Annotated in this window: 11 protein-coding genes; 3 read left to right on the plus strand and 8 right to left on the minus strand. The window is 70.5% G+C overall.

Features of this window, described 5'->3' with window-relative positions:
• Positions 1-29 precede the first annotated feature (29 nt).
• Positions 30-608 carry a dienelactone hydrolase family protein gene (locus tag ACZ68L_RS29020; protein ID WP_469582332.1) on the minus strand — a complete coding sequence of 193 codons (579 nt, stop codon included), beginning with the start codon at positions 606-608 and terminating at the stop codon, positions 30-32.
• Between the two features lie 37 nt (positions 609-645).
• Here ACZ68L_RS29020 and ACZ68L_RS29025 point away from each other — a divergent pair, with 37 nt between their 5' ends.
• Positions 646-1,770, plus strand: a complete 1,125-nt coding sequence (locus tag ACZ68L_RS29025) for a mechanosensitive ion channel family protein (protein ID WP_469582507.1) — start codon at positions 646-648, stop codon at positions 1,768-1,770.
• Positions 1,771-1,882: 112 nt separating this feature from the next.
• Here ACZ68L_RS29025 and ACZ68L_RS29030 read toward each other — a convergent pair whose 3' ends face one another.
• On the minus strand, positions 1,883-3,469 hold the full coding sequence (locus ACZ68L_RS29030; protein WP_469582334.1) for a Na+/H+ antiporter: 1,587 nt from the start codon (positions 3,467-3,469) through the stop codon (positions 1,883-1,885).
• A gap of 240 nt (positions 3,470-3,709) precedes the next feature.
• Between ACZ68L_RS29030 and ACZ68L_RS29035 the strand changes: the two genes are divergently transcribed.
• Positions 3,710-6,031 carry a glycosyl hydrolase family 95 catalytic domain-containing protein gene (locus tag ACZ68L_RS29035; RefSeq protein ID WP_469582337.1) on the plus strand — a complete coding sequence of 774 codons (2,322 nt, stop codon included), beginning with the start codon at positions 3,710-3,712 and terminating at the stop codon, positions 6,029-6,031.
• A gap of 152 nt (positions 6,032-6,183) precedes the next feature.
• Here the strand turns inward: ACZ68L_RS29035 and ACZ68L_RS29040 are convergent, their stop codons facing one another.
• The 4 genes from ACZ68L_RS29040 to ACZ68L_RS29055 are packed head-to-tail and all read right to left on the minus strand — an operon-like array spanning position 6,184 to position 9,067.
• The gene (locus ACZ68L_RS29040; RefSeq protein WP_469582338.1) at positions 6,184-6,666 is read right to left on the minus strand and encodes a GNAT family N-acetyltransferase; all 483 of its coding nucleotides are present in this window, start codon (positions 6,664-6,666) and stop codon (positions 6,184-6,186) included.
• Positions 6,663-7,604, minus strand: coding sequence for an RluA family pseudouridine synthase (locus ACZ68L_RS29045; RefSeq protein WP_469582340.1), 942 nt, complete (start codon positions 7,602-7,604; stop codon positions 6,663-6,665). Before ACZ68L_RS29045 ends, ACZ68L_RS29040 begins: the two co-directional genes overlap by 4 nt.
• A gap of 24 nt (positions 7,605-7,628) precedes the next feature.
• Positions 7,629-8,219 (minus strand): signal peptidase II, encoded by a 591-nt coding sequence (gene lspA, locus ACZ68L_RS29050; protein ID WP_469582342.1) that lies wholly within the window; start codon positions 8,217-8,219, stop codon positions 7,629-7,631.
• Positions 8,220-8,278: 59 nt separating this feature from the next.
• On the minus strand, positions 8,279-9,067 hold the full coding sequence (locus ACZ68L_RS29055; RefSeq protein WP_469582345.1) for a TraR/DksA family transcriptional regulator: 789 nt from the start codon (positions 9,065-9,067) through the stop codon (positions 8,279-8,281).
• Between the two features lie 540 nt (positions 9,068-9,607).
• Between ACZ68L_RS29055 and ileS the strand changes: the two genes are divergently transcribed.
• Positions 9,608-12,790: an isoleucine--tRNA ligase gene (gene ileS / locus ACZ68L_RS29060; protein ID WP_469582348.1), complete on the plus strand. Its 3,183-nt coding sequence runs from the start codon at positions 9,608-9,610 to the stop codon at positions 12,788-12,790.
• A gap of 236 nt (positions 12,791-13,026) precedes the next feature.
• Here ileS and ACZ68L_RS29065 read toward each other — a convergent pair whose 3' ends face one another.
• Positions 13,027-14,172, minus strand: coding sequence for a DivIVA domain-containing protein (locus ACZ68L_RS29065; protein ID WP_469582350.1), 1,146 nt, complete (start codon positions 14,170-14,172; stop codon positions 13,027-13,029).
• 49 nt (positions 14,173-14,221) lie between these two features.
• Positions 14,222-14,506: a YggT family protein gene (locus ACZ68L_RS29070; RefSeq protein WP_072483208.1), complete on the minus strand. Its 285-nt coding sequence runs from the start codon at positions 14,504-14,506 to the stop codon at positions 14,222-14,224.
• Positions 14,507-14,524: the final 18 nt, after the last annotated feature.

Below are 14,524 nucleotides of genomic sequence, written 5' to 3' on the forward strand. Positions count from 1 at the left end.
GGGCCCCGCGTGCGGGGCCCTTCGTACGGTCACAGCGTGGCGAGGAATCCGAGCGAGACCTTCCAGGCCAGCTCGGCCGACGCCTGGTCGAAGTCGGACAGTTCGGGGTCCGTGAAGAGATGGCCCGCCCCCGGGTAGCGATAGATCTCGACATCGGCACCGGTCCGCTGCATCCGCAGATACCAGGAGTTCAGCCAGTCGTGCGTCTCGAACGGGTCGGGGTCCGCGACATGCAGTTGTACGGGCAGCTCGTCCACCGAGGCGTTCTCCGCGATGTCGGAGGTGCCGTGGAACAGCAGCAGACCGCGCGCCTTCTCGTCGCCGAGCGCCAGGGTCTGCGCGGTGGACGCGCCGAAGGAGAATCCGGCGTACACCAGGCCCCGGTCGGAGTAGGGCGCGGCGGCCAGCACGGCCCGCCTGAGCAGTTCGTCCTTGCCCACCTCTTCCTTGAAGGCCAGGCCCTCCTCGACGGTTTCGAAGGTGTGCCCCTCGAAGAGATCGGGCACGTGCACCTCATGCCCGGCGGCGCGCAGCCGGTCGGCGGCAGCGTGCACCGCGGGGCGCAGACCGTACGTCGAGTGGAAAAGCATGATGTTCATGGGGCCCATGGTGCCAGCTACGGCCGAGAGCATGGAGAGCGGCGGGATGGAGAGCGTGCTGCGTCCGCTGATCGTCGTCGGTGGCGCGGTCGTGATCACGCTGCTGGTCGGCTGGCTGGTCGATCTGCTGCTCAGACGGGCCGACGGCCGCCACCGGGAGACGCCGTTGTGGGGTCTGCTGCGGCGCTGCCGGATCCCGCTCCAGCTGACCCTGTGCACGGCGCTGCTGAGGGGCACGTACACCCACACCCGGCTCGAACCGGTCGACGACCATCGGGCGGGGATCGGCCAGGTGCTGACACTGGTGCTGATCGGCGCGTCGGCCTGGCTGGTCGTGCGGATCGCGGCGGCCGTGGTCGATTCCGTCTACGCCCGGTACGCGGCGAGGACCCGCGATCCGGCGCGGGTGCGGCGGGTCCGTACGCAGGTGACGCTGATCCAGCGGGTGGTCACGGCGATCGTGGCGGTCGTCGCGGTCGGCGCGATGCTGCTGACGTTCCCGGCGATGCGGACGTTCGGCACCTCGATGCTGGCCTCGGCCGGTGTCCTCGGCATCGTCGCGGGCATCGCGGCCCAGTCGACGCTGGGCAACCTCTTCGCGGGGCTGCAGATCGCGTTCGGCGACATGGTGCGGATCGGTGACACGGTGGTGGTGGACGGCGAGTGGGGCACGATCGAGGAGATCACGCTGACCTTCCTCGCGGTACGGACCTGGGACGAGCGGCGGATCACGATGCCGGTCTCGTACTTCACCGGCAAACCGTTCGAGAACTGGTCGCGCGGCGGTGCCCAGATGACCGGCTCGGTCTTCTTCCACCTCGACCACTCGGCCCCGGTCGCCGCGATGCGCGAGCAGCTGCGGGACATCCTGGGCGAGTGCGCCGCCTGGGACGGACGCAACTGGTCCCTGGCGGTCACGGACACCACACCGTCGACGATCCAGGTCCGCGCGGTGGTCACGGCGAAGGACGCCGACGACATCTGGACGGTGCGCTGTGCCGTCCGGGAGCAGCTCATCGGCTGGCTGCGCGACCACCATCCGTACGCGCTGCCACGGATCGCGACGGCGCCCGCGACGCCTCCGCCCGGTGACGAGTGGCCGAACCCGTCCCACCCGACGGACGAGAAACCGGCCGACCGTGACAAGTCGCCGCGCACGGGACGCGGCTGATCCGCCGCGCGTTCCCGCGGGCGCCGGCGGGAGCCGCCCCGTGCGACCGGACGCCTGCCTCAACCGGTTCCCGCGGGCGCCGGCGGCGGGCCGGCCCGCCGCCGGCGCCGCCTCACCGCAGGCTGCGTACATCCAGCTGTCGCAGCACCCGGTCGACGATCTCCGGGTCCGTGCCCGCCTCGTTGCGGGCCGACAGCACCGCGTGGCGGGCGGCCGACATCATTTCGCGCTGGACGCGGTTGACCGCCTTGAAGCGCTCGACGCGCTGCGCGTACGCCTCGCGGCGCTCCTCGTCGACCATGTCGGGACTGATCCGCGCCCCCACGTCGTACGCCAACCGCTGCAGCCGCTCCGCGACTTCCTCCGGGAACTCCTCGACCTCCTGGATCTCCTTGAGCCGTTGCTTCGCGGCCTTCGCGGCGCGGATCGCGAGGTCCTTCTCCAGCGATTCCTCGGCGTCCGTGTCCGCCCGGACCCGGAGCTTGCGGACCAGCCACGGCAGGGTGAGTCCCTGGACGACGAGCGTGGCCATGATCACGGCGAAGGCGATGAAGACGATCTCGTCGCGTCCCGGGAACGGCTTCCCGTCGTCCGTCTTCAGCGGGATCGCGAGCGCCAGCGCGACCGAGGCGACGCCGCGCATCCCGGACCACCACATGACGACGGTCTCCCGCCAGCTGGTGGGGATCTCCTCGCTGACGTCGCGCCGGGTGTGCAGCCGCTTGGCGAGCCAGGTCGCGGGCAGCAGATACAGCAGCCGTACGCCGACGACGACCGCGACGACGGCCAGACCCCAGCCGAGCATCCGGAGCTCGCGGCCGTCGGCCGTCCCGAAGACGTTGTGCAGTTCGAGGCCGATCAGTCCGAAGGCGACTCCGGTGACGAGGGTGTCGACGATCTCCCAGAAGCTACGGCCGGTGAGCCGCCCGAGGACGTCGTCGGCGTCGGCGGTGTGCTCGGCGAGGAAGAGCGCGGTGGTGAGGACGGCGAGGACACCCGATCCCATCAGCTCCTCCGCGAGCACATAGCTCACGAACGGCACCAGCAGGGTGAGGCCGACCTGGAGCGTGGCGTCGCCGAGCAGGCCCATGAGCTTGATGGTGATCCAGCCGAGCGCGAGGCCCACGACCACGGCGACGACCGCGGAGAGTACGAGCAGCCCGAAGGCCTCCGGCAGCGAGAACGTGCCGCTCACCGCGGCGGCGATCGCCACGTGGTAGAGCACGATCGCGGTCACGTCGTTGAACAGCCCCTCGCCCTCCAGGATGGAGACGAGCCTGCGCGGCAGCCCGACCGAGCCCGCGACGGCCGTCGCCGCGACGGGGTCGGGCGGGGCGACGAGCGCTCCGAGCGCCACCGCGGCGGCGATGGGCAGCCCGGGGACCAGCGCGTTGGCCACCGCGGCGACGGCGGCCGTCGTGATGAAGACCAGCGCCACGGCCAGCAGAAAGATCGGTCGTTTATTGGCGGCGAACTGCCGCCAGGAAGTGCGCTGCACGGAGGCGTAGAGCAGCGGCGGCAGCAGCGCGGGAAGAATGATCTCGGGCGGGATGTCCACATTCGGCACGAAGCTGAGGAACGCCATGCCGACTCCGGCGAGCGTCATCAGCACCGGCGCGGGCAGTCCCAGGCGTTCCCCCAGTGGCACCGTGACCACAGCTCCGAGCAACAGCAGGAGGAGCAGTGCCATTTGGTCCACGAGGTGCCTTCCGAGCGCGGTGAGCCGGCCACCGCGATCGGCCGACATGGGGTTTCAAGCCTGACACGCAAGGCCCGCTATCCAGACAACACCCCCTTCATGGCCCCCACCGGCCGACCATTCCTCCGATGTTTATACGGTCCCCCCTCTTCCGCTCCCTCTCCGGGGCGGGCAGTATGCGGCGTGCGTGATTCAGGGACAGGAACCCTCACCACATACATGACTGACAGGAGAATCCACGTGACCGCGTTCTCCCGAAGGCATTTCGTCGGCGCCGCCGCTGCCGGAACATCCGCGCTCTGGCTCGCCGGCTCCCGTACCGCATGGGCCGCGTCCGCCCCCGGCCCGGCGGGCCGCCCAGGGGCGGACGTCCACGAGACGACCGTCCGGGACGCCGCCATGACCTGGCGCACCCTCCCCACCGGCTGGCAGCAGGCCCCCTTCCTCGCCAACGGCTACCTCGGCGCCCAGCTGTACGCGGGAAAGACCGCCAACACGCTGAAGCTGATGCTCAGCCACAGCCAGGTGCAGGACCAGCGCGGCCAGTGGCGCGGCGGCATCGGCTTCTCCCGCCTCCCCGTCGGGTACTTCACCCTGACCCTCGCCGGGGAGATCACCGGCGTCGACTGGACCCTGGATCCGTACGACGCCGAGCTGCGCGGCACGGTCACCACCAGCCGCGGCTCGCTGGCCTTCTCCGCCCTCGTCCAGAACGACACCAGTGCTCTGCTGATCTCCACCCGGCCCTCCCCCGGCGAGGAGTCCGCCGCCTGGTCCTTCCAGTGGCTGCAGGCCGCCACCACCCGCAACAGCGGCAAGCCGGAGGACTACACGCCCAACCCGGACCCGCGCGTCGGCGACGGCTTCGTCGAGCAGCCGCTGCTCGCGGGCGGCGGCTGGACCACCGCCTGGCGCGAACGCCGCGAGGGCACCGGCCGGCTGCTCGCCGCACACCTCGTGTACCGCTTTCCCGGCCGGGTGTCGGAGGCGACGACCGCCGCGCTCCGGGCCGTGGACCGCACCCTCGCCACCGACCTCGACCGACTGGTGGACCGACACCGCGACTGGTGGCACACGTACTACCGGCGCAGCTTCCTCTCCGTGCCGGACAAGCGGCTGCAGAGCTTCTACCTCATCCAGCTCTACAAGCTCGCCGCGTCGACCAGGGCCGAGGGCCCGACGATCTCCGAATGGGGCCCGTGGTTCCCCGAGGTCGGCAACAACTGGACCGCGGTCTGGTGGAACCTCAACGTCCAGATCGGCATGGCGCCCGTCCATGGCTCCAACCACCCCGAACTCGACTCGGTGACGGGCGCCTTCCGCCGCTTCGAGCACAACCTCCCGGCCTCCGTCCCCGTCGACCACCGAGACGGCGAGAGCTACGCGCTGGGCCACCCCTCCGACTGGCAGCTGCGCGCGGGCGACACGTACGACGTCGGAGCCCCGGGCTCGGACCACGTCTCCGACAACTTCGGCAACCTCACCTGGGCGCTTCACAACGTCTGGCAGTCCTACCGGCACTCGATGGACCTGACCGTGCTGCGCGACGTGGTGTACCCGATCCTGGCGAAGGCCATCAACTTCTACGCCCACTTCCTGCACGAGGGCCCCGACGGCAGGCTGCATCTGCTGGAGACCCGCTCCCCCGAGTACGCCAACGCCGCGGACTGCACCTACGACCTCTCGCTCGTCCGCTGGGGCGTGCGCACCCTCATCACCTCCGCGAAGCTGCTGCGCAACGACGACCCCCGGCTGAAGCGCTGGCAGGACATCGACCGCAGGCTCACCCCGTACGCCGAGGACCCGGTGGCCGGCGTCATGATCGGCAAGGACGTCCCGCTCGCGGACTCGCACCGCCACCACTCGCATCTGCTCTGGCTCCATCCGCTGCGCGAGCGGAACTGGGACCGGGCCGGGGACCGCGATGTGATGCGGCGCTCCATGGACCACTGGGTCTCCATGCAGCAGCTGTGGCACGGATACAGCTACGCCACCGCCTCGTCCATGTACTCGGTGATGGACGAGCCGGAGAAGGCTCTCGACTTCCTGACCTTCTTCACCGATCTGAAGGTGGTCGCGGACTGCCAGATGACGGTCAACACCATGTACAGGGAGGGCAAGAACCTCGCCCTGGAGAGTCCGCTGTCCGCTGCCCAGTCGATGCTCGACATGGTGGTGCAGGGCCACGAGGGAGTCGTGAGGGTCTTCCCCTCCGTCTCGGACCGCTGGGCGGACGCCTCGATCGCTTCACTGCGCACCCAGGGCGCGTTCCTCGTGGACGCGGACCGCTCCGGAGGTGCCACGCGCTGGGTACGGGTGCACAGCGAGGCGGGCGCGCCACTGACCCTGGACCACTCGATCACGGGCCGGATCGACGTGCGCGACGCACACGGGCGACCGCTGCGCTGGCGGGAGACCGGGCCGGGCCGCATCGCCCTGAGCCTGCCGCGCGGTGGCACGGCGGTGGTCACTCCGCACGGCGCGCGCCCCTCCGGGACAGAACCGCGCGACGTGCCGTCGAACGGGACGTGGACCCGCTGGGGCCTGCCGGACCGCCCCTGACGACCGCCCGGGTGCCGCCGCGTCCGTACGACCGGAGCGGCACCCCGCGCCGGGGGCCCGGCCCCGGTTCCTTCGTTCGGTCGGGCCGGATCCTGCCGGGCGCCGCCGGCCCGGCAGGATCCGAACGAGAGGCCCTGGTCCTGCGAAGTGCGTCAGTCCTGCAGAGTGCGTCGCATCGCGCGGTGCGGAATACCCGCGTCCGGGAATTCGGGACCGTACGCCGCGTACCCGAGCCGCTCGTAGAAGCCGAGCGCATGGGTCTGGGCGTGCAGGTCGACGGCGGCCAGTCCCAGCTCGCGGGCCGCGTCCTCGATGGCCCTCACCAGCGCCACGCCGACACCGAGGCCGCGCGCCCGCTTGATCACCGCCAGCCGGCCGAGCGAGCCGACGGCGAGGTCCGTGCCGGTCTTGGCCGCTGCGGCCGGGCCGTGCAGCAGCCGCCCGGTACCGAGCGCCGAACCGTCCGCCGCGACGGCGATCACATGCACCGCGCCCGCGTCGTAGGCGTCGTACTCGATCTCCTCGGGCACGTTCTGCTCGCCGACGAAGACGTCCTTGCGGACCTGGAAACAGGCGGCGCGGTCCCGCTCGTCGACGACGGTACGGGTGGCGTACGGGGCGGGCGTGCCACTCATTCGCTCTCCGCGGTGATCTTGTCCAGGGCCTGCTGGAGGTCGGCAGGGTAGTCGCTGGAGAACTCCACCCAGCTGCCGTCGGCGGGGTGCTCGAAGCCGAGCCGGACGGCGTGCAGCCACTGCCTCGTCAGACCGAGGCGCTTGGCCATCGTCGGGTCGGCGCCGTAGGTCAGGTCGCCGACGCAGGGGTGGCGGTGGGCGGACATGTGCACCCGGATCTGGTGGGTGCGGCCCGTCTCCAGCTTGATGTCCAGAAGACTGGCGGCGCGGTAGGCCTCGATGAGGTCGTAGTGCGTCACGGAGGGCTTGCCGTCTGCGGTGACGGCCCACTTGTAGTCGTGGTTGGGGTGGCGCCCGATGGGGGCGTCGATGGTGCCGCTCATCGGGTCCGGGTGGCCCTGCACCAGCGCGTGGTACTTCTTCTCGACGACCCGGTCGCGGAACTGCGCCTTCAGCAGGGTGTAGGCGCGCTCGGACTTGGCGACGACCATCAGGCCGGAGGTGCCCACGTCGAGACGGTGGACGATGCCCTGGCGCTCGGCCGCTCCGGACGTGGAGATCCGGTATCCGGCCGCGGCGAGACCACCGATGACGGTCGTGCCGGTCCAGCCGGGGCTCGGATGGGCGGCGACCCCGACCGGCTTCACGATCACGACGATGTCGTCGTCGTCGTGCACGATCTCCATGCCCTCGACGGGCTCGGCGACGATCTGCACCGGAGCGGGTGCCTGCGGCATCTCCACTTCCAGCCAGGCACCGCCCCGCACCCGCTCGGACTTCCCGACCACCGAACCGTCCACCTGCACCTTCCCGGCAGCGGCCAGCTCGGCGGCCTTGGTGCGGGAGAAACCGAACATCCGGGAAATGGCGGCGTCGATCCGCTCGCCCTCCAGACCGTCGGGTACGGGCAGGGTGCGGACCTCGGGATACGTACTCACCTGATCGAGTATGCCTTGCGCCCGCTAGTCCTTGTGCACGGTGCCGTCGGGGTCCAGGCCCCGGAAGGAGAGGAGCACGATCAGGATGCCGCCGCAGACGATCGCGGAGTCCGCCAGGTTGAAGACGGCGAAGTGTTCGACGGAGATGAAGTCCACCACCGCGCCCTGGAAGGTGCCGGGAGCGCGGAAGAGGCGGTCGGTGAGGTTTCCGAGCGCTCCGCCGAGCAGCAGACCGAGCGCTATGGCCCACGGCAGGCTGTAGAGCTTGCGGGCGAGCCGGGCGATCACGACGATCACGGTGGCCGCGATGACGGTGAAGATCACCGTGTACGCCTCGCCGACACTGAACGCGGCGCCCGAGTTGCGGATCACCTCGAACCTCAGCCAGTTGCCGAGGACCTCGACCGGCGGGTGGTGTTCCAGCTTCGCGACCACGACCATCTTGCTGATCAGGTCGAGCAGGAAGGCGAAGGCGGCCACGACGAAGAGCACCGCGATCTTCCGCTTGCCCCTGCTCGGAGCGGTCTCCTCGACCCGGCCCCCGGCCTCGTCCCCTTCAGTCCCCTCGGCATCGGGGATGTCCGGCGTACCGATGATGCGCTCCGCCTCTGCCACGTGAGTCCCTCAACCCTAGGTTCCTGACTGAGGACGAGGGTACGACACACCGCCACGGATCAACCGCGTCGCTCCTGTTTCTGTTTGTCCTCGACACAGAGCGTGGCGCGGGGGAACGCCTGCATCCGTGCCTTGCCGATCGGATTGCCGCAGACCTCGCACAGCCCGTACGTCCCGGCATCGAGCCGGGCCAGCGCCCGCTCGGTCTGGTCCAGCATCTCCTGGGCGTTGGCGGCGAGCGACATCTCGTGCTCGCGGGTGATGTTCTTGGTGCCGGTGTCCGCCTCGTCGTCACCCGCCCCGTCGCCGGAGTCGCGCATCAGCCCGGCGAGCGCGGCACTCGCCGCCTCCAGCTCATTGCGCAGCCGCGTGATCTCGCTGCTCAGCACGGACCGCGCCTCTTCGACCTCCCCCGGCGTCCAGGGGTCCTCACCCGGCCGGACCGCCAGCTCGCCGGGGACTGCCGTGGCGATTCCACCGGCCGGAGGCACGACGCCCTTGCCGGGCGTGCGGGTCCGGGCCGCGCTCTTCTTGGCTACCACCGTGTGGGCTCCCGTCTGTTCGGCGGCCTCGGCCGCCACCGTGGCCGCCGCAGCGGCCTTCTTCGAAGCCTTCTTGGCCGCGCTCTTCTTCGCGGGCGCCCTCTCGGCCGACGCCGCGTGCTCGGCATCCGCGTGCTCGGCGGGCGCCGTCCTCTTCCGGACCGCGGTCTTCCTCGCGGCGGCCTTCTTGGCCGCGGCCTGCTTCACCGCGGACTTCTCGGCAGCCTCTCCGCTCGTGCTCCCGGCCGCCGCACCCGTGGATCTCGTTGACGCCGACTTCTTCGCGGCGGTCTTCTTCGCCACCATGGCCGCGGCCCCTTCACATATTGTGATCTTGCACGCGAATCGTGCTGGGACGATAAATCGACCCCAGCCCCGCGGCAACGGGGCACGCCGCCGAATCGCCCCTCCCCGTGTCCGGACACCGACGCGTCTGAATCCGTTGTGCCCAGCTCCCCGCCGGGTAATCCGCCTCCCGTCCCCCGCCGGGACTCCGTACGCCCGCGTCTGCCCATTCGGGTCACGCCCCGCCCCACGGGTTAAACCGGTCGGCCGTCGCCCGGACGGGCCCGTACACTGGCCTCAGCGAGAGGCGTGGATGGGACGAGTAGCGTCGTACGCAGCCAGGAGCGACCCGGGGACGGTGGGAGCCCGGGGGCGAGCGCGTCGTGAAGATCACCCGGAGCCGTCGGAAGAACGCCGCAAGGCAAGTAGAACCGGCATCGCGACCCCAATGAGGGGGCCACGGGCACACACCCGGGGCCAAGGAGGGTGGTACCGCGGGAGCCGATGAGGCCCTCGTCCCTCCGACGGAAGTGGAAAACGTCCGCCGGAGGAAGTCCGCCCATGACATCGCCGCAGTACCGCCAGGTGCCCGCCCAGGTCGACCTGCCCGCGCTGGAGCACGCCGTGCTCGATTTCTGGCGCGAGAGCAAGGTCTTCGCCAAGAGCCTCGAACAGTCCGAGGGCCGCCCCGAGTGGGTCTTCTACGAGGGTCCGCCGACCGCAAACGGCATGCCCGGCGCCCATCACATCGAGGCCCGCGTCTTCAAGGACGTCTTCCCCCGCTTCCGCACCATGCAGGGCTACCACGTCGGCCGCAAGGCCGGCTGGGACTGCCACGGACTGCCGGTCGAGCTCGCGGTCGAGAAGGAGCTGGGCTTCAACGGCAAGAAGGACATCGAGGCGTACGGCATCGCCGAGTTCAACGCCAAGTGCCGCGAGTCCGTGACCCGCCACACCGACGCGTTCACCGAGCTCACGACCCGGATGGGCTACTGGGTCGACCTCGACGACGCGTACCGCACGATGGACCCCGAGTACGTCGAATCGGTGTGGTGGTCGCTGAAGGAGATCTTCAACAAGGGCCTGCTGGTCCAGGACCACCGCGTCGCCCCCTGGTGCCCCCGCTGCGGCACGGGCCTCTCCGACCACGAGCTGGCCCAGGGCTACGAGACGGTCGTCGACCCGTCGGTCTTCGTACGCTTCCCCCTCACCTCCGGCCCGCTGGCCGGCGACGCTTCCCTCCTCGTCTGGACGACCACTCCCTGGACCCTGGTCTCCAACACCGCTGTCGCCGCGCACCCCGACGTCACCTATGTCGTGGCGACCGACGGCGAGGAGAAGCTCGTCGTCGCGCAGCCGCTCGTCGAGAAGGCGCTGGGCGAGGGCTGGGAGACCACCGGCCAGACCTTCACGGGCCGCGAGATGGAGCGCTGGACGTACGAGCGCCCGTTCACCCTGGTGGACTTCCCGAGCGTCGGCGAGGGAAGCGATGGACACAGCCCGGCCGAGGCCCACTACGTCGTCAACGCCGAGTACGTGACGACCGAGGACGGCACGGGTCTGGTCCACCAGTCCCCCGCCTTCGGCGCCGACGACCTCGTCGTCTGCAAGGCGTACAGCCTCCCCGTCGTGAACCCGGTCCGCCCCGACGGCACCTTCGAGGAGGACCTGCCGCTGGTCGGCGGCGTCTTCTTCAAGAAGGCCGACGAGGCGCTCACCGAGGACCTGGCCGCCCGCGGCAAGCTCTTCCGGCACGTCCCGTACGAGCACAGCTACCCGCACTGCTGGCGCTGCCACACCGCGCTGCTCTACTACGCGCAGCCGTCCTGGTACATCCGTACGACCGCCATCAAGGACCGGCTGCTCGAAGAGAACGAGAAGACCAACTGGTTCCCGGACTCGGTCAAGCACGGCCGCTTCGGTGACTGGCTGAACAACAACGTCGACTGGGCACTGTCCCGCAACCGCTACTGGGGCACCCCGCTGCCGATCTGGCGCTGCGAGGACAGCCACCTCACCTGCGTCGGCTCGCGCGCCGAGCTGAGCGAGCTCACCGGCGCCGACCTCTCCGGCCTCGACCCGCACCGCCCGTTCATCGACGAGATCACGTTCACCTGCTCGCACGAGAACTGCCAGCTGGAGGCGTACCGCGTCCCGGAGGTCATCGACGCCTGGTACGACTCGGGCTCGATGCCCTTCGCGCAGTGGGGCTACCCGTACAAGAACAAGGAGATCTTCGAGAGCCGCTACCCGGCGCAGTTCATCTCGGAGGCCATCGACCAGACCCGCGGCTGGTTCTACACGCTGATGGCGGTCGGCACGCTGGTCTTCGACAAGTCGTCCTACGAGAACGTGGTCTGTCTGGGCCACATCCTCGCCGAGGACGGCCGCAAGATGTCCAAGCACCTCGGGAACATCCTTCAGCCGATCCCCCTCATGGATCAGCACGGCGCGGACGCGGTGCGCTGGTTCATGGCGGCGGGCGGCTCCCCGTGGGCGGCGCGCCGTGTCGGCCACAACACGATCCAGGAGGTCGTCCGCAAGACCCTCCTGACGTACTGGAACACGGTCGCCTTCCAGGCCCTGTACGCCCGTACGTCGAACTGGGCGCCCTCCGCCGCCGACCCGGCCCCGGCGGACCGCACGGTCCTGGACCGCTGGCTGCTGAGCGAGCTGAACGCGCTGGTGGACCAGGTCACGCAGGCTCTGGAGGGTTACGACACCCAGCGCGCCGGCAAGCTCCTGTCCGCGTTCGTCGACGACCTGTCCAACTGGTACGTACGCCGCTCGCGCCGCCGCTTCTGGCAGGGCGACAAGGCGGCGCTGCGCACCCTGCACGAGGTCATCGAGACGGTGACCCGGCTGATGGCCCCGCTCACCCCGTTCATCACCGAGCGGGTCTGGCAGGACCTGGTCGCTCCGGTCACCCCGGACGCCCCCGAGTCGGTCCACCTCTCCGCCTGGCCGAAGGCGGACTTCGGGGCCATCGACCCGGCCCTCTCCACCCAGATGGCGCTGGTGCGCCGCCTGGTCGAGCTGGGCCGGGCCACCCGCGCCGAGTCGGGCGTCAAGACCCGTCAGCCGCTGTCCCGGGCCCTGGTCGCGGCCTCGGGCTTCGAGTCCCTCTCCCCCGAACTGCACACGCAGATCACGGAGGAGCTGAACGTCTCCTCGCTGGCCTCGCTCTCCGAAGTCGGAGGCTCGCTGGTCGACACGACCGCGAAGGCCAACTTCCGCGCGCTCGGCAAGCGGTTCGGCAAGGGCGTCCAGGCGGTGGCCAAGGCGGTCGCGAACGCCGACGCGGCGGCTCTGTCGCTGGCCCTGCGCGAGGGCACGGCATCGGTCGAGGTGGACGGCGAGACGGTGGCCCTCGCCCCCGACGAGGTGATCATCACCGAGACCCCGCGCGAGGGCTGGTCGGTGGCGTCCGACTCGGGCGCGACGGTCGCCCTGGACCTGGAGATCACCCCGGAGCTGCGGCGCGCGGGCCTGGCCCGTGACGCGATCCGCCTCATCCAGGAGGCCCGCAAGAACAGCGGCCTGGACGTCGCGGACCGTATCGCCGTCCGCTGGACGTCGGCCTCCCCCGCCACCGCGGAGGCCCTGACCGAGCACGCGGCCCTGATCGCGGACGAGGTCCTGGCCCTGGACTACGCACAGGGCGAGGCGGACGCGGAGTACGGCGCGCCGTTCGAGGACGAGGGCCTGTCCCTGACGTTCCGCCTCCGCAGGACGGAGCGGTAGCCCAGGCGCATCGAAGGCCCGCCCGGAACAGGGCGGGCCTTTCTGTATGCTCCCGGCAGAGCCCGGGGTCCGGGGTCCGGGCTCCGGGAAGGGGCAGGAAAGGGAACGGGGTTCCACCGGAGGCGCCCCCACCCGCACACCGCCCCCGTCCACGGCAAAAGGGCCGGGCCCCGGGGAAACCCCGGGGCCCGGCCCTCAGCCTGCCGACGGCTACGCGCTCACCGCGCGCACCGGGCTCAGTTGTCGTCCTCGTCGATCAGGAACCCACGCATCGGTGACGGGGCCTGCTGCATCGGCTGCGGCGCCTGCGGCCGCACCGGCGCCATCGGCTGGGTCATCGCCGGCGACATCTGCTGCTGACCGCCGTACGAGGGCCCACCGCCCATGGACGGGTTGCCGCCCATCGGGGGGTTGACGTGACCGCCGTGGTTGCCGCTCCCCATGGTGTGACCCATGACGCCCGCACCGGCCGGAGCCAGCGAGGGCGACGGCGGCAGCGAAGCGGTCGCCGGGGTCCGCGGCGGGGCCAGCGAGTCGTCGGCCTGGGTCTCCAGCTGACGCAGCTGGCTCTCCAGGTAGGACTTCAGCCGGGTCCGGTACTCGCGCTCGAAGCCACGCAGGTCCTCGACCTTGCGCTCCAGCGTCGCGCGGGCCGACTCCAGCGAGCCCATCGCCACGCGGTGCTTCTCCTGCGCGTCCCGCTCCAGCGCGTCCGCCTTGGCACGCGCGTCCCGCTCCAGTCCCTCGGCACGGCTGCGCGCCTCGCCGACGATCTTGTTGGCCTCGGAACGGGCCTCCGCGATCGCCTGGTCGGCGGTCTGCTGCGCGAGCGACAGGACACGGGCGGCGCTGTCGCCGCCGGGGCCCTGACCGGGCTGCTGCATCTGCGGCGGCGGCTGCATCTGCTGCATCTGCTGCTGCGGGGCGTGACCGCCCATGGGGCCGCCCATCGGGCCACCCATGGGACCGCCCTGCATCGGACCGGGGCCGTGCGGGCCCTGCGGGCCGGGGCCGTGCGGGCCCTGGGGACCAGGACCGTGACCGCTGGGACCGGCGGGCAGCTGCGGAGCACCACCGGGCAGCTGGGGGGGACCCATCTGCGGGGGCTGCTGCTGGACCGGCGGACCCGATATGGCGGCGGGCACAGGTGCCCCGGGCCGGTCCTGCGGCTCCGGCTTACGCATTCCCTGCTGCTGGTTCTGCGCGGCGGCACGCGTGGCGGCGGCCAGCTTCGCGCGCAGGTCCTCGTTCTCACGGAGCAGGCGCGTCAGCTCGGACTCGACCTCGTCGAGGAAGGCATCGACCTCGTCCTCGTCATAGCCTTCTCGGAGGCGGACGGTCGTGAACTGCTTGTTCCGCACGTCCTCGGGGGTCAGCGGCATCTCTTCTTCACCTCTACGTAGTCGTCGGCAGTCGGCAAGACCGTATCGCTCACAACCTGATCACGATGCTGATCAGGATGTAGACGATGATCATCAGAACGAAGAAGGACAGGTCGAGTGCCACGCCCCCGAGACGCAGCGGCGGGATGAACCGCCGCAGAAGCTTGAGCGGTGGATCCGTGACAGTGTAGGTGGCCTCAAGTATGACCACCATCGGCTTGCCGGGCTGCCATGAACGTGCGAACTGGAAGACGTAGTCCATGACCAGCCGGAAGATCAGCACGATGAGGAAACACATCAACGCGATATAGACAACCTGCAGTGCGACGCCCATTTCGCGCTTCCCTCTCCC

The organism is Streptomyces sp. NPDC104309 (assembly GCF_055584025.1).